Raw genomic sequence first — 15,650 nt, 5'->3', positions numbered from 1 at the left:
GTGGCGTCCGACATGAAACTCTAGGGGCACACCCCATCGGTTCGGACAGAACATGAAAAAGGACTTTTACACCCTGACCATTTGCACCCTGCTGTTTCTGGCCGGCGTCATCTGGGCGAACCTCGTTCCCAGCAGCAATTTCTGGGAAATAAAGATAGATGGCGCTTTCTCGGTGCTTTCTGCCATCGCGACGGCAACGGCGGCAATCGCCGCCTGGCAAGCCGCACGATTCACGGCCATGCAGTCCGCAACAGCGGCCAGACAGGCGCGCTGGCAAGAGTATCGGTTTCACTACGAAGAGTTCAGAGAGCTTCTCGGAAACACAGAGAAAGTGCTGAACGTGGAATTCCATAATCCACAAGCGATATACAACCGCATATTCCCGAAGAACCGGGACATTCATGCCCCCTTCAGCCTGGAGGGGGGGCAGGAAATACAGTCTTGGCGCTCGACTTTCGGGAAACTGCTCGTCGAGTCCCAGCAACCGGAAGCACTATCGCAGCGCGATCTGGAGCAGTGGCTTTTTACCTTTGCACGTCTGAAAGGCTGGACCGGCGTATCGATCTCCAGGCCCGATGAGAACCAGCTCACTCTGGACAAGTTTTTTCCCACCGACATCAGCACCGGCAACCTTTCAAACTTCATCAGCACCTACGGGCAAATCCTCGCCAGCCTCTGCGAGTTCGCCCTCATCAAGGAGCCCCCCAGTGGCGGAGCCTCTCCGGAGTTCCTCTCGAAGCTTTCGGAGCTGATCGATGACGCTCGCTCGGGGCGAGGTGCCAATTCATACCTGCCACGCAACAAAGTGCTGCCTCGCCGCTGAGTCAGCGCCTCACCACACCTGACAGGCGCGGCACCAGCCAGCGCTCGAACAGCCGCGGCGACAGGCGCGCCAGCAGACGGGCCAGCCAGTTGACGTTGGAGTGGATCAGCAGGCGCTTGCGGCGCACGGCGGCGCGGTAGATGGCCTCGGCGGTGTCCTGGGGAGCGTTGACCTTGCCGACGAAGGGGATCGGCTGCGCCGTCACCGAGCCGTCGCCGACCAGCGCCTTCTTGCGGATGTCGGTGGCGGTGAAACCGGGGCATACCAGCATGACGTTGACGCCGCTGCCGGCCAGCTCCAGGCGCAGGGTCTCGAACAGCCCGTGCAGGGCGTGCTTGCTGGCGTTGTAGGCGCTGCGGTCGAGCATCGGCGCGAAGCCCGACAGCGAGCTGAGCACCACGATCTGCCCGCGCCGCGCCAGCAGGCTCGGCAGGGCCGCACGGGTGCAGTGCAGGGCGCCGAAGTAGTTGACCTGCATGATGCGCTGGAACACCGCCAGATCGGTGTCGGCGAAGCGGCTGCGATGGGTGATCCCGGCGTTGTTGATCAGCAGGTCGATGCCGCCGAACTGTTCCACCGCCAGCGCCACCGCCGCTTCCACCACGGCGGCCTCGGCCACATCGCAGCGCAGCGCCAGCACCTCGACGTTGTGGTGGTCGCGCAGGTGCTGGGCGAGGCTGTCCAGCGCCGCCTGGTCGAGATCCAGCAGCACCAGCCGCGCTCCGGCCTGGGCGAAGCGCTGGGCCAGCGCCCGGCCGATCCCCGCGCAGGCGCCGGTGACCAGCACCACCTTGCGTTCGAACACCTTGCTGACGAATACCTTGCGAATCACCCGGCGCATCGGCTGTCTCCGGCTTTTTCCCTGCGAGCCTACACAAGCTTGTGAGCGCCGTCACACAGCGGTGGCGTGGCGGTGTGCTTGCAGGCGCAGAAGTACAGGGTTTCGCTGCGCAGCGGGCGGTAGCGCAGCGGGGTGAAGGGCGTGCCGCGATGGGAGCCGTCGCAGAACGGCTGGCTGCGGCTCAGCCCGCACCGGCACCACCAGTATTCGCGTCCGGCTTCCACTTCCACCGCGCAGGGGCTGCGCTGGGCGACTCGGGGCTGGGTCATGGCCGTTCTCCGCAGAAGGTGTCGCCCTCCAGCATAGCCGGCCCGGCGCACTCAGAACCCGGCGGCCTGCCAGAGCAGGCGCAGCGCCAGCAGGGTCACCACCCAGCGGAACACCCGCTTGAACTGCGCCGCCGGCATGCGGTCGAGCAGCTTGAGACCCAGCCAGTTGCCCAGGGTACCGGCGAGGATCATTGCCGCCACCAGCGGCAGCCAGTCCCAGAAGGCGAAGCCGACGGCGGTGAACACGCTCATCTTCAGCAGGTGCTGGACGCTCATGCAGCCGGCGAAGGTGGCGGTGGTGGCCAGCTTGTCCATGTCGTGGCGGTGGATGAAGCCGGCCACCAGCGGCCCGGTAGCGCCGACGAACATCGACACCAGGGTGGTGAAGCCGCCGGCCAGCACCTGCCCGGCGCCGCCCAGGCTGCGCTGCGCCGGCTTCGGCCCCCAGACTAGATAGAGGATGAAGGCGGCGACGCTAAACTGGATCCACTGCAGCGGTAGCTGCACCACGATCAGCGAGGCGAGCAGCGCGCCGGCCAGCGCGCCGAGGGCGAAGCGCTTGAGCAGCCCCCAGTCGATGTGCCGGCGGGTCATCAGCGCGCGGTTGCCGTTGGAACCGAGCTGCACCAGTCCGTGCACCGGAATCAGCGCGGCGGCCGGCACGATGCCGGCCATGATCGCCAGCAGCAGCACCCCGCCGCCGATGCCCATGGCGCCGGTAAGCAGCGAGGTGAAGCCGGCGGTGGCGATCAGGATGCAGGCATCCAGCAGGGAGAGGGATGCGGGCAGTAGGTCCATGGCCGTGGGCCTCAAGGCAGAAAAAGAGGTGGCCATTGTAGGAAGCCGCAGGCAGCACCGCACGTCCTGCAGTGCAGCGCCGCAGGCGGGCGTAGGGTAGAAAACTCGCGCAGCGATTTTCTACCGGCAAAGTGGGCCCGGCCTGCCTGGCAGGTAATCGCTCAGCGGGCGCCCTACCGATCTCCGCCACAGCGCCTCAGCTCGGCTTGCGCGGCTTGGCCCGCGCGGTGGGCTCGGCGATCAGCGGGTCGTCCGGCCAGTAGTGTTTGGGGTAGCGCCCCTTGAGGTCCTTCTTAACCTCGGCATAGGTGTTGGCCCAGAAACTGGCCAGGTCCTGGGTCACCTGCACCGGGCGCTGCGCCGGCGACAACAGGTGCAGCTTGACGCCCAGGCGCCCGCCGGCGATGCGCGGCGTGGCGGCCAGGCCGAACAGCTCCTGCAGGCGCACCGCCAGCACCGGCGGCTCCTCGCCGTAGTCGAGACGGATCCTCGATCCGGACGGCACTTCCAGGGTCTTCGGCGCCAGCTCGTCGAGGCGCTGCGGCAGCGGCCAGGGCAGCAGGCCCTGGAGGATCGCGGGAAGGTCCAGCGCGGCGAAGTGGCTGAGCCGGCTGACCCGGCCCAGATACGGCAGCAGCCAGTCTTCCAGGCTGGCGAGCAGCGCCGCGTCGCCGACGTCCGGCCATTCGCTGGCGCCCTTTTCCGCCAGGTCGAGACGACGCAGCAGGGCGATGCGCGCCTGCCACTGGCGCAGCTCGGGCGTCCACGGCAGCAGTTCCAGGCCCTTGCGCCGCACCAGCGCGGCCAGCGCGCGGCCGCGCGCCGCCTCGTCCAGCCCGGCCAGCGCCTCGCTGGACAGCACCAGCTCGCCGACCCGGCGCTGGCGCTCGGCGCGCAGCACGCCCTCGCGCTCGTCCCAGTCGAGCAGCTCCACATCGCGCACCTGCTCGGCCAGCGGGCCGTCGAACAGCGCCGGGTCGAGGTCGGCGGCCAGGTAGATGCGCTCCTCGCGCTGGCCCTGGCGGCTGCCGAGGTCGGCGACCACCAGCCACTCGTGCTTCATCAGCGCATCGGGTTCGCCGAACTGCGCGGCGCGACCGTTGGCCAGGCGGTAGTCGGCACCGCCTGCACGGCGCTGGCGGGCGATGCGGTCGGGATAGGCGAAGGCCAGCAGGCAGCCCAGCCAGCGCGGATGCTCGGGATCGGCGACCGGCTGCTCGACCCCTTTCGGCAACAGATTGCGGAACTGGCGGGCCAGCTGGCGGGCGCGCTGCACGCCGCCCTGGGCGCCGCGCGGGCCGCGCGCCTCGCCGGACAGCAGGGCCAGACGACTGTGCAGGTCGGCGCCGGCGCCGCGCAGGATGTCGCGCTCGGAGAGCAGCGCGGCGAGATCGGCGGCCAGCGCGCCGAGGCCGAGGCTCTGCCCGCGCAGCAGCAGGTGCGCCAGGCGCGGATAGGCCGGCAGCGTGGCCATCGCCTGGCCGTGGGCGGTCAGCGCCCAGCCCTTGCCGCGCGGCTCCAGCGCGCCGAGGCGCTGCAGCAGCTCGCGGGCCTGGGCCAGCACGGCGGCCGGCGGCGCGTCGAGCCAGACCAGCTCGCCGGCGTCGTCAACACCCCAGCGCGCCAGCTGCAGGGCCAGGCCGGTCAGATCGGCCTGGAGTATCTCGGCGCTGCTGTGGGCGGCCAGTTGCTCGTGCTGGGTCTGCGACCACAGGCGGTAGCACACCCCCGGCTCCAGGCGGCCGGCGCGCCCGGCGCGCTGGGTGGCCGAGGCACGGGAGATGCGCTGGGTGTCCAGGCGGGTCATGCCGCTGGCCGGGTCGAAGCGCGGCACCCGCTCCAGGCCGGCGTCGATCACCACGCGCACGCCGTCGATGGTCAGGCTGGTCTCGGCGATGTTGGTGGCCAGCACCACCTTGCGCTGCCCGGCCGGCGCCGGTTCGATGGCAGCGCGCTGGGCGGCCAGCTCCAGCTCGCCGTGCAGCGGGCAGAGCAGGATGTCGGCGCGATTGGCCAACGTCTCCTCCAGCGCCGCCTGCACGCGGCGGATCTCCGCCTGACCGGGGAGGAACACCAGCAGGCTGCCGCCCTGTTCGGCCAGCGCCTGCAGCACGGTCTGCACCACCCGCGGCTCCAGCGCCTCGCCGGGCTGGGCGGCGCGGCCCCAGTGGATGTCCACCGGGTACATGCGCCCTTCGCTGCGCACCAGCGGGGCATCGCCGAGCAGTGCGGCCAGACGCTCGCCGTCGAGGGTCGCCGACATCGGCAGCACCTTGAGCGGCGGCCCCTCGCGCAGCAGCTCGCGGCCGCTGAGGGTCAGCGCCAGGGCCAGGTCGGCGTCCAGGCTGCGCTCGTGATACTCGTCGAAGATCACCAGGCCGACACCCTCCAGGCCCGGGTCGTCCTGCAGGCGACGGGCGAGGATGCCCTCGGTGACAACCTCGATGCGCGTGTTCGGCCCCACCCGGCTGTCCAGGCGGATGCGATAGCCGACAGTCTCGCCGACCCGCTCGCCCAGCTCGCTGGCCAGACGCTCGGCGGCGGCGCGCGCGGCCAGCCGGCGCGGTTCGAGCATGACGATGCGCTGCCCGGCCAGCCACGGCTCGTCGAGCAGCGCCAGCGGCACGCGGGTGGTCTTGCCGGCGCCGGGCGGCGCCTCCAGCACCGCCTCGTGGCGCTCGGCCAGGGCGGCGCGCAGCGCAGGCAGGGCGGCATCGATGGGCAGGGCGGTGGACAGGCTCATGAGTTCTCGTTACGGCAGACGGCAAGGGCGGCGATTATAGCCGCGCCGCCGCCGGCTTCCGGCAGCCGTCGCGGGCCGCGTACACTGCGCCCCCGGATGCCGCCCGGCGTCACGCACCTGCAACTGTGCGCCGTCGCCGTGGTCGGTTGTCAGTAGCGTTCATGTCAAGGAAACGATGCATGCGTAGTCCCTCGCGAATCCTCGCCGCCCTGCTGGCCAGCAGCCTGCTCGCCCAGCTGGCCGGCTGCGGCACCCTGTTCTACCCGGAGCGCCGCGGCCAGCTCAACGGCCAGATCGACCCGGCGGTCGCCGCCCTCAACGCCGTCGGCATCCTGTTCTATGTGGTGCCGGGGCTGATCGCCTTCGCCATCGACTTCGCCACCGGCGCCATCTATCTGCCCGAAGGCCGCTACTCGGTGGCCCCCGAGCGCCTGCGCGACGCCATCGGCGCCGACGGGCGCATCGACCGCGCGCAGCTACATGCCATCCTGCAGGAACAGCTGGCCCGCGATCTGCCACTGGACGATCCGCGGCTGATCCAGCAGGCCGGCGGCATCGAGCAACTGGCCGCCTACGGCCTGCGTCCGGCCGCCTGAGGAGCCCGCCATGAACCCGAGCCGCGAACACGGCCGCCTGATGCGCCTGGCCTCGGTCGCCGCCCTGAGCACCGCGCTGATCCTGGTGGCCGCCAAGGCCTTCGCCTGGTGGCTGAGCGGCTCGGTCAGCCTGCTCGCCGGCCTCACCGACTCGCTGCTGGACGGCGCCGCCTCGCTGATCAACCTGATCGCCGTGCACTACGCGCTGCAACCGGCCGACGAGAACCACCGCTACGGCCACGGCAAGGCCGAGGCGCTGGCCGGCCTCGGCCAGGCGCTGTTCATCGCTCTCAGCGCCCTGCTGGTCGGCTGGCGCGGCTTCGAGCGCCTGCAGGCGCCGCAGGACATCGAGGCCACCGGCATCGGCGTGGCGGTGATGCTGCTGTCACTGGCCCTGACGGGCCTGCTGCTGATGTTCCAGCGCCATGTGGTGCGCACCACAGGATCGACGGCGATCCGCGCCGATTCGCTGCACTACGCCTCCGACCTGCTGCTCAACGCCAGCATCCTCGCCGCCCTGCTGCTGGCCGCCTGGGGCTGGCGCAGCGCCGATGCGCTGTTCGGCATGGCCATTGCCCTGTACATCTTCTGGAACGCCCTGACCATCGTCCGCGAATCGGCGGCGGTGCTGATGGACCAGGAACTGCCGCTGGAAACCAGCGAGCGCATGCGGCTGCTGGCCCTCGACGTGCCGGGCGTGCTCGGCGCCCACGACCTGCGCACGCGGATGTCCGGCACCCGCTGGTTCGTCCAGCTGCATCTGGACCTGCCGGGCCAGCTCAGCCTCCAGGAAGCCCACGCCCTCTGCGAGGCCGTCGAGCTGGCGATCCGCGCCGAGTTCCCGCGCGCCGAGGTGCTGGTCCACGCCGACCCGCACGACTAGCACCGCGCCAGGGCGGCGCGCTCACTCGCCCAGGCGCCAGCCCGAGGTGATCGGGTAGCGGCGGTCGCGGCCGAAGCCGCGCTGGGTGATGCGCGGGCCGACCGCGGCCTGGCGGCGCTTGTACTCGTTGAGATCGACCAGGCGCAGGATCTTGCGCACGGTATCGGCGGCGAAGCCGCGGGCGACGATGGCGTCGGCCGAGAGGTCCTCCTCGACGTACAGGCGCAGGATCTCGTCGAGCACCGGATAGGGCGCCAGCGAATCTTCGTCCTTCTGATCAGGGGCCAGTTCGGCCGACGGCGGACGGTCGATGACCCGCTGCGGAATCACCTCGCCGGCCAGGCTGTTGCGGTACTGGCAGAGGCGGAACACCAGGGTCTTGGGCACGTCCTTGAGCACGTCGAAGCCGCCGGCCATGTCGCCGTACAGGGTGCAGTAGCCGACCGCCACCTCGCTCTTGTTGCCGGTGGTCAGCACCAGGTAGCCCTTCTTGTTGGAGATCGCCATCAGCAGGGTGCCGCGGCAGCGGGCCTGCAGGTTCTCCTCGGTGGTGTCGCGGCCCAGGCCGGCGAAGGCCGGGGCCAGGGTGTCCATGAAGGCCTCGACCATCGGCGCGATCGGCAGCACGCTGTAGGCGACGCCCAGGGTGCGCGCCTCGGCCTCGGCGTCTTCCAGGCTGATCTGCGCGGTGTAGCGGTAGGGCATCATCACCGCCTCCACCTGCCCGGCGCCGAGGGCGTCCACGGCGATGGCCAGGGTCAGCGCCGAATCGACGCCGCCGGAGAGGCCGAGCACCACGCCCTTGAAGCCGTTCTTGCGCACATAGTCGCGCACCCCGAGCACCAGCGCGCCGTACACGCTGGCCTCCTCGCCGGCCAGCGGCGCGCAGGCGCCGGGCTGCGGCTGCACCCGCTCGGCGTCGACCTGCAGCTCGGCGAGGAACAGGCCTTCCTCGAAGGCCGGGGCGCGCTGCAGCACATGGCCGTTGGCGGCCACCACGCAGGAGCCGCCGTCGAACACCAGTTCGTCCTGACCGCCGACCTGGTTGACGTAGACCACCGGCATGCCGCCCTCGGCGGCGCGCGCCGCCAGGGTCGCCTCGCGCTCGGCCTGCTTGCCGAGGTGGAACGGCGAGGCGTTGAGGTTGAGCATCAGCCGCGCACCGGCCGCGCGCGCCGCGGCCATCGGCTCGGGGTGCCAGATGTCCTCGCAGATGCTCAGCGCCACCGGCACCCCGGCGATATCCACCACGCAGGGCGAGTCGCCGGCGTCGAAGTAGCGCTTCTCGTCGAACACCTGGTAGTTGGGCAGCTTGCGCTTGAAGTAGCGCACCCGCAGCGCGCCGTCCTCGATCAGCCCGCAGGCGTTGTAGCGCCGCCCGCCCTCGACCCACGGAAAGCCCAGCACCAGGCGGATGCCGCGCACCTCGCGGCACAGTCGCTCCAGGGCGGCCTCGATGCGCAGCTGCATGCTGTCCCTGAGCAGCAGGTCCTCCGGCGGGTAGCCGCACAGCGACAGTTCGGGGAACAGGATCGCATCGGCCTGCCAGCGCTCGCGGGCCTGGGCGGCGGCCTCGATGATGCGCTCGACATTGCCATGGATGTCGCCGACACGCAGGTTGAGTTGGGCCATCGCGACCCGCAGGACTTGACTCATCGGTTTTGCGCTCTCGTCAGGGAAGCAGGTCGCCGTCGCGCGACCTGCGGTGGGGCAATTGTCCCGCAACGACGGCGGCGGAAACAACGCACAGTCGCCGGCCCCGGCGCTGGGCGAGCCGGGGCCGCTTGGCTACACTGGCGCCCCTTTCGCACTGCATACGGACCGCCATGGCTCGCCTGTTGATCCTGATCGCCCTGGGTGCCGTCGTCTGGTGGCTCTGGCGGCGCTTCTTGCGCCCGCGCCGCCCGTCCGCCGCCCCGCCGCCGCCGACTCCCGAAGCGATGGTGCGCTGCGCGCACTGCGGCATCCACATCCCGCGCAAGGAAGCGCTGGCTCAAGGCACGCACTGGTATTGCTGCCGCGAGCATCTGCCGCAGGACGCCGACTCTGAACCGCGCGACTGACACCCCGCTGGCCGACGACCCGCAGGGCCGGCGAGTCCTGCGCCTCTATCACCTCTACCGGCTGAGCATCGGCCTGGCGCTGAGCGTGCTGCTGGCCGGCGACCTGCACGACGCGCTGCTGCCGCAACTGCAGCCGGCCTTGCTGCAGGGCGGCGCCTGGGCCTACCTGGCCGGCAACCTGGTCATCGCCCTGCTGGTGCAGCGCCCCGACCGTCCCTGGCCGCTGTTCGCCCTGGCGCTGGCCGATCTCGCCTGCCTGAGCCTGCTGCTCTACGCCGCCGGCGGCGTGGCCAGCGGCCTCGGCGGCCTGCTGGCGATTTCGGTGGCGATCGCCAACGTGCTGCTCCCCGAGCGCCTCGGCCTGCTGCTCGCCGCCCTGGCCAGCCTCGCCCTGCTCTACCTGACCTTCCACCTCAGCCTCGGGCAGCCGGCGTCCAGCGCCCATTACCTGCAGGCCGGCGTGCTCGGCGCCCTGTGCTTCGCCGCCGCCCTGCTGATCCGCCTGCTGGTGCGCCGCCAGCAGAGCAGCGAACGCCTGGCGCACCGCCACGCCGCCACCGCGGCCGACCTGCAGGCGCTCAACGCACTGATCCTCGAACACATGCACAGCGGCATCCTGGTGGTCGGCGCGCAGCAGCAGGTGCTGCTGGCAAACCCGGCGAGCCTGGCGCTGCTCGGCCAGACCGAGCTGCTCGGCCGACGCCTCGGCGACTGCTGCCCGGCGCTGCTCGAACGCCTGCAGCAATGGAGCCGCAACCCGACCCTGCAACCCCCACCGCTGCAGGCGCACGCCGCCGGGCCACTGCTGCAGCCCGGCTTCGTCGCGCTGCGCCAGCAGGGCGAAGGCAGCCTGCTGGTGTTGCTCGACGACGTCTCGCAGCTCGCCCAGCAGGCCCAGCAGCTCAAGCTCGCCGCCCTCGGCCGCCTGGCCGCCGGCATCGCCCACGAGATCCGCAATCCGCTGGGGGCGATCAGCCACGCCGCGCAGCTGCTGCAGGAAGCCGAGCAGCTCGCCCCCGCCGACCGGCGCCTGACGCAGATCGTCCTCGACCATGCGCGGCGCATGAACCTGATCGTCGAGAACGTCCTGCAGCTGTCGCGGCGCCGCCCCGCCGAACCGCAGCTGCTCGACCTGCGCTACTGGCTGCACCGCTTCGTCGCCGAGACCCAGGAAACCCTCAGCCCCGACGCCCGCCTGCACCTCGCCACTCCGGCCACCTCGCTGCAGACCCGCTGCGACCCGCAACAGCTGCTGCAGGTACTCAACAACCTGGTACAGAACGGCCTGCGCCACAGCACACAGCGCCACGGGCGCGGCCAGCTCTGGCTGGAGCTGCGGCGCGACGCGCGCAGCGGGCTGCCGGCCCTGGAGATCCGCGACGACGGCGACGGCATCCCCGAGGAGTTGCAGGAACAGCTGTTCGAGCCGTTCTTCACCACCGGGACCCAGGGCACGGGCCTGGGCCTGTACCTCGCCCGCGAGCTGTGCGAAAGCAACCGCGCGCGCCTCGACCATCTGCCCCGCGAGGACGGTGCCTGCTTTCGCATCACCTTCGCCCACCCCGACAGTACGAGCTGAGCATGTTGCAACGAGCCCTGATCGTCGACGACGAACCCGACATCCGCGAACTACTGGAGATCACCCTCGCCCGCATGCAGCTGGAAACCCGCAGCGCCCGCAACCTCGCCGAGGCCTGCGAGTGGCTGGCCCGCGAGCGCTTCGACCTGTGCCTGACCGACATGCGCCTGCCCGACGGCAGCGGCCTGGACCTGGTACAGCGCATCCAGCAGCAGTATCCGCACCTGCCGGTGGCGATGATCACCGCCTACGGCAGCCTGGATCTGGCGATCAACGCCCTCAAGGCCGGCGCCTTCGACTTCCTCACCAAGCCGGTGGACCTGGCCCGCCTGCGCGAGCTGGTGGGCAGCGCCCTGCGCCTGCACGCATCGCCGAGCAGCGCGCCGCAGATGCCGCGCCTGCTCGGCGAGGCGCCGCCGATGCAGGCCCTGCGCGGGCAGATCGCCAAGCTGGCGCGCAGCCAGGCGCCGGTCTACATCAGCGGCGAGTCGGGCACCGGCAAGGAGCTGGTGGCGCGCCTAATCCACGCCCAGGGCCCGCGCGCCGCCGCGGCCTTCGTGCCGGTCAACTGCGGAGCGATTCCCTCCGAGCTGATGGAGAGCGAATTCTTCGGCCACCGCAAGGGCAGCTTCACCGGCGCCCTGGAGGACAAGCCCGGACTGTTCCGCGCCGCCGACGGCGGCACCCTGTTCCTCGACGAGGTCGCCGACCTGCCGCTGCCGATGCAGGTCAAGCTGCTGCGCGCGATCCAGGAAAAGGCCGTGCGCAGCATCGGCGGCCAGCAGGAAGTGGCCGTCGACGTGCGCCTGCTCTGCGCCACCCACAAGGATCTGGCCGGCGAGGTGGCCGCCGGGCGCTTCCGCCAGGACCTCTATTACCGCCTCAACGTTATCGAACTGCGCGTGCCGCCGCTGCGCGAGCGCCGCGAGGACATCGCCCTGCTCGCTGAGCACTGCCTGCAGCGCCTGGCCGCGGCCAGCACCAGCGCGCCGGCGCGCCTGACCCCCGAGGCGCTCGCCCGACTGCAGGGCTATCGCTTCCCCGGCAACGTGCGCGAACTGGAGAACATGCTCGAACGCGCGCACACCCTGTGCGAGGGCGCGCGGATCGAGGCCGCCGACCTGCGTCTGGAGGAGCCGGGCGTCGCCTGCGCAGGCGCCCCGCTCGCCACGCCGGACAACCTTGAGGAATACCTGGAACGCATCGAGCGCCAGGCGATCCTGCAGAGCCTGGAGGAAACCCGCTGGAACCGCACCGCCGCCGCCCAGCGTCTCGGCCTGTCGTTCCGCTCGATGCGCTACCGGCTGAAGAAACTGGGCATCGACTGATTCGCCGCCTCCGGAGCGCACCAATTCAACGCACCCGCAAACCCTAAAACGGTGCATGTTTCGTCGCCTAATCGACCCATCGGAGGGGCTTGAGGGGCAGGGAATTACATAAAAGCACCAAAAAGTTTCATCAAAGCGTCACTCCGCACTATCAAAAAGCATTGTTGACCTGCTAAATTCCCGCATCCGCCGAAAACGGCCAGACCGCATCCGTAGCAAACTTCCGAGGCATACCCATGTCCCAGTCCCTTGACGCCTTCCTGACGCAGCTCAAGCGCCGCGACCCCGACCAGCCGGAATTCCACCAGGCCGTCGAAGAAGTGGTTCGCAGCCTGTGGCCGTTCCTGCAGAGCGAACCGCGCTACCTGAAGGCCAACATCCTTGAGCGCATCGTCGAGCCCGAGCGTGCCATCCTGTTCCGGGTACCGTGGATCGACGATCAGGGTAACGTGCGCGTCAACCGCGGCTTCCGCGTGCAGATGAGCAGCGCCATCGGCCCGTACAAGGGCGGCCTGCGCTTCCACCCGTCGGTGAACCTGGGCGTGCTGAAGTTCCTGGCCTTCGAGCAGGTGTTCAAGAACTCGCTGACCTCCCTGCCCATGGGCGGCGGCAAGGGCGGCTCCGACTTCGATCCGAAGGGCAAGAGCGACAACGAAGTGATGCGCTTCTGCCAGTCGTTCATGAGCGAGCTGTACCGCCACATCGGCGCCGACCTCGACGTGCCGGCCGGCGACATCGGCGTGGGCGCCCGCGAGATCGGCTTCATGTACGGCCAGTACAAGCGCCTGGCCAACGAGTTCACCTCGGTGCTGACCGGCAAGGGCATGAGCTACGGCGGCAGCCTGATCCGCCCGGAAGCCACCGGCTACGGCTGCGTGTACTTCGCCGAGGAAATGCTCAAGAGCAACCGCAAGGGCATCGAAGGCATGCGCGTGGCGGTCTCCGGCTCGGGCAACGTCGCCCAGTACGCAGCGCTCAAGGTCATGGAGCTGGGCGGCAAGGTCATCTCCCTGTCCGACTCCGGCGGCACCGCCTACTTCGAGGAAGGCCTGACCAACGAGCAGTGGCAGTACCTGATGGACCTGAAGAACGTCCGTCGCGGCCGCATCGAGGAAATGGCCGCCCACTTCGGCGTGCAGTACCTGGAAGGCCAGCGCCCGTGGAATCTGGCGTGCGACATCGCCCTGCCCTGCGCGACCCAGAACGAACTGGACGCCGAGGACGCGCGCACCCTGCTGAAGAACGGCTGCATCTGCGTCGCCGAAGGCGCCAACATGCCGTCGACCCTGGAAGCGGTGGATCTGTTCATCGAGGCCGGCATCCTCTACGCCCCGGGCAAGGCTTCCAACGCCGGCGGCGTGGCCGTGTCGGGCCTGGAAATGAGCCAGAACGCCATGCGCCTGCTGTGGACCGACGGCGAAGTGGACGCCAAGCTGCACAGCATCATGCAGAACATCCACCACGCCTGCGTCAACTACGGCGAGGAGAACGGCCGCATCAACTACGTCAAGGGCGCCAACATCGCCGGCTTCGTCAAGGTCGCCGACGCCATGCTGGCCCAGGGCGTGGTCTGATGGACAAGCCCTGATCGCCCCGCGCCCAGGCAGACAAAAGCCGGTCACAGGTCACTGTGACCGGCTTTTGCGTTTCAGCGAGCAAGACAGCGACGCTACGCCATACAGCTAGAATGCCCGCACGAGCCGCAGGGAAAATTTACACTCGCACGAGTCGCTCGACTGATCTTAAATTGACATTGTATTTCGTCAAAAGAGTGTCGCCTGCATGCACGCCAAAGCCAAACCCGCACGCAAGCCCCTTTTGCTCTGGTTCGACCTGAGCGGCAACGGCGCAGCGGCACACTGCATCCCGGCCTTCGAGGCGCACTGCCGGATCCGCCTGGCCGACAGCGCCAACGGGCTGGACGAACTGGCCCTGACGCCCCGCCCCGACATGCTCTGCCTGCAGTTCGACCGTCCGGACAGCATCGGTCTCAACCTGCTGCTGGAGATCAAACGCCGCGCACCGGAGCTGCCGATCACCATGCTCACCGTGCAGCACTCCGAGGAGCTGGCCGTCTGGGCCTTTCGCGCCGGCGTCTGGGAGTTCCTGACCCTGCCGCTGCCCGGCGCCGAGCGCCAGCGCTACCTGCAGTCGCTGCACGAACTCTGCCTGCTGCGCGACGCGCCGCCGGGCGTGCAGCGTCAGCGCCCGCAACGCACTCCACAACTGCCCGAATGCGTGCGCCTCAACCGCGAGAAGCACGCGCAGCAACCCCTGTACGCGGCGATCAGCCATATCGACAGCCACTTTCGCGAGCGCATCGACGAGAAGGGCATGGCCGAACTGTGCGGCATGTCGACAGCACGCTTCAGCCGACTGTTCAAGCAGACCTGCGGCATCGGCTTCCAGGACTACGTGATGCGCAAGCGCATGCAGGCCGCCGAAGAGCTGCTGCTCAACAGCGACATTCCGGTATCCAGTGTGGGTTACATGATGGGATTCAAGGACCCATCCTACTTCGCACGGGCCTTCCGACAATTCTTCGGCTACAGCCCCTCGGTCTGCCGCAGCCTCGGCCGCCCTCTGGCGGCTCCGGCGACAGAGAAACAGCCGGCGACAGCGAGCAGCGCCCTCCCCCACGAGGAAGAAGGCGCCGGAACGGCATTCAGGGCGTAGAAACCCGCAGCGGCGACGGCAGATGCACGGTCGAAACCTGAGGCATCGGCCCCGTCGCGGCCACGGCTGGCAGCAGCTCGGCGGAGACGCCCTGCTCACCCACATCGCCGCCACGCTCGCGCAGGCGGCGAATCTGCTGCACCCGCTTGAGGTTCTGCCAGGCGACCTCGTAGTGGGCCGGCGACTGGTCGATGGCCGTGCGGAAGAACTGCTCGGCCTCTTCGAGCTTGCCCTCGATCAGGCAGATGTAGCCGACATCGTTACTCGCCTGGGCGCGCGCCTCGACCTGCTCGAAGGCCGACAGCGCATCCTCGTAGTGCCCCATGCGCGCCAGCAGCAAGCCATAGTTGCGCCACGCCGGCTTGTAACTGCCATCGAACCCCAACGCCTGCTGATAGGCACGGCGCGCCTCGGTCCAATTGCCGGCCAGGTAGTTTGAATAGCCCAAGCTGTTGGCTACCATCGCCGAGCGCGGATCGATCTTCAGGGCCTGTCGGTAGTAAACGCCCGCCCGCTCGAAGTCGTTGCGCAGGTCGGCCAGCACACCCAGACCGTTGTAGATACGCAGCGGTGAAGCGTTGTCCACCTGCAGGCTGTCCAGACTGGCCAGCTCGCCCTCCGGCAGCGGCCGCCCCTGGCGCTGCTGGTCGGCACGCAGGGCCTTGCCCAGGGTCTCGGCAGCCTCGGCATAGTGACGCTGGGCGATCTGCAGACTGCCCAGTTCGCTCAGCGCATCGAGATTGTCGGGCGCCTCCTTCAGCACCTCGTGCAAGGCCAGCTCGGCCAGGTCGAAGTTGCCGCGCTCGCGATGGATACGCCCGACCCAGACCAGCGCATCATGGTGCTTGGGGTCCAGTTCTACGGCCTTCAGGTACAGATACAGCGCTTGGTCGGTATCGCCGGCGGCATAGGCCGCAGCGGCCACGCTCATCGCCTGCTCCGGAGAACCACCGCTCTTCTGCACCTGATAGAGCACAGAACGGCCGCCGTCATACAACCCTGGGCGACTCTTGGTCATGTCCGAACCCGTACTCTGGCAACCGGCCAGGAC

Annotated in this window: 14 protein-coding genes; 8 read left to right on the top strand and 6 right to left on the bottom strand. The window is 69.3% G+C overall.

Annotated features, from left to right (window positions below):
• The first annotated feature begins 52 nt into the window (after window positions 1-52).
• Window positions 53-823 carry a hypothetical protein gene (locus BLU22_RS09200; RefSeq protein WP_090213822.1) on the top strand — a complete coding sequence of 257 codons (771 nt, stop codon included), beginning with the start codon at window positions 53-55 and terminating at the stop codon, window positions 821-823.
• Window position 824: 1 nt separating this feature from the next.
• Here BLU22_RS09200 and BLU22_RS09195 read toward each other — a convergent pair whose 3' ends face one another.
• The 4 genes from BLU22_RS09195 to hrpB form a co-directional block, all read right to left on the bottom strand.
• Window positions 825-1,655 (bottom strand): SDR family oxidoreductase, encoded by an 831-nt coding sequence (locus tag BLU22_RS09195; protein WP_090216368.1) that lies wholly within the window; start codon window positions 1,653-1,655, stop codon window positions 825-827.
• 38 nt (window positions 1,656-1,693) lie between these two features.
• A complete protein-coding gene (locus BLU22_RS09190; protein WP_090213820.1) occupies window positions 1,694-1,933 on the bottom strand; it encodes a CDGSH iron-sulfur domain-containing protein in 240 nt (79 codons plus the stop codon).
• 51 nt (window positions 1,934-1,984) lie between these two features.
• Window positions 1,985-2,731, bottom strand: a complete 747-nt coding sequence (locus tag BLU22_RS09185) for a sulfite exporter TauE/SafE family protein (RefSeq protein WP_090213819.1) — start codon at window positions 2,729-2,731, stop codon at window positions 1,985-1,987.
• Window positions 2,732-2,927: 196 nt separating this feature from the next.
• Window positions 2,928-5,474: an ATP-dependent helicase HrpB gene (hrpB, locus tag BLU22_RS09180; protein ID WP_090213817.1), complete on the bottom strand. Its 2,547-nt coding sequence runs from the start codon at window positions 5,472-5,474 to the stop codon at window positions 2,928-2,930.
• 179 nt (window positions 5,475-5,653) lie between these two features.
• Between hrpB and BLU22_RS09175 the strand changes: the two genes are divergently transcribed.
• On the top strand, window positions 5,654-6,070 hold the full coding sequence (locus BLU22_RS09175; RefSeq protein ID WP_090213816.1) for a polyribonucleotide nucleotidyltransferase: 417 nt from the start codon (window positions 5,654-5,656) through the stop codon (window positions 6,068-6,070).
• Window positions 6,071-6,080: 10 nt separating this feature from the next.
• Complete coding sequence (locus BLU22_RS09170) at window positions 6,081-6,953, top strand: cation diffusion facilitator family transporter (protein ID WP_090213814.1); 873 nt, start codon at window positions 6,081-6,083, stop codon at window positions 6,951-6,953.
• Between the two features lie 21 nt (window positions 6,954-6,974).
• Here BLU22_RS09170 and BLU22_RS09165 read toward each other — a convergent pair whose 3' ends face one another.
• Complete coding sequence (locus BLU22_RS09165; protein ID WP_090213813.1) at window positions 6,975-8,609, bottom strand: NAD+ synthase; 1,635 nt, start codon at window positions 8,607-8,609, stop codon at window positions 6,975-6,977.
• A gap of 170 nt (window positions 8,610-8,779) precedes the next feature.
• Between BLU22_RS09165 and BLU22_RS09160 the strand changes: the two genes are divergently transcribed.
• From BLU22_RS09160 to BLU22_RS09140, 5 genes are all read left to right on the top strand, one after another.
• A complete protein-coding gene (locus tag BLU22_RS09160) occupies window positions 8,780-9,016 on the top strand; it encodes a PP0621 family protein (RefSeq protein ID WP_090216366.1) in 237 nt (78 codons plus the stop codon).
• Window positions 9,000-10,595, top strand: coding sequence for a two-component system sensor histidine kinase NtrB (locus BLU22_RS09155; protein ID WP_090216363.1), 1,596 nt, complete (start codon window positions 9,000-9,002; stop codon window positions 10,593-10,595). The genes BLU22_RS09160 and BLU22_RS09155 overlap by 17 nt, the downstream gene beginning before the upstream one ends.
• Before the next feature lie 2 nt (window positions 10,596-10,597).
• A complete protein-coding gene (locus BLU22_RS09150; protein ID WP_090213811.1) occupies window positions 10,598-11,923 on the top strand; it encodes a sigma-54-dependent transcriptional regulator in 1,326 nt (441 codons plus the stop codon).
• A 236-nt stretch (window positions 11,924-12,159) separates the two neighbouring features.
• Complete coding sequence (gene gdhA, locus BLU22_RS09145; protein WP_090213809.1) at window positions 12,160-13,497, top strand: NADP-specific glutamate dehydrogenase; 1,338 nt, start codon at window positions 12,160-12,162, stop codon at window positions 13,495-13,497.
• Between the two features lie 208 nt (window positions 13,498-13,705).
• Window positions 13,706-14,599: a helix-turn-helix transcriptional regulator gene (locus BLU22_RS09140; RefSeq protein WP_090213808.1), complete on the top strand. Its 894-nt coding sequence runs from the start codon at window positions 13,706-13,708 to the stop codon at window positions 14,597-14,599.
• On the opposite strand, the gene BLU22_RS09135 is transcribed toward BLU22_RS09140, so the two are convergent.
• Window positions 14,589-15,617 (bottom strand): tetratricopeptide repeat protein, encoded by a 1,029-nt coding sequence (locus BLU22_RS09135; protein ID WP_231975230.1) that lies wholly within the window; start codon window positions 15,615-15,617, stop codon window positions 14,589-14,591. The two genes, BLU22_RS09140 and BLU22_RS09135, sit on opposite strands and share 11 nt — an antisense overlap.
• Window positions 15,618-15,650 lie beyond the last annotated feature (33 nt).

Source organism: Pseudomonas guangdongensis, from assembly GCF_900105885.1.
In the GTDB taxonomy this organism is placed as follows: domain Bacteria; phylum Pseudomonadota; class Gammaproteobacteria; order Pseudomonadales; family Pseudomonadaceae; genus Geopseudomonas; species Geopseudomonas guangdongensis.
The sequence above is the reverse complement of the archived record's forward strand: the minus strand, read 5'-3'. Positions and strand labels throughout refer to the sequence as shown.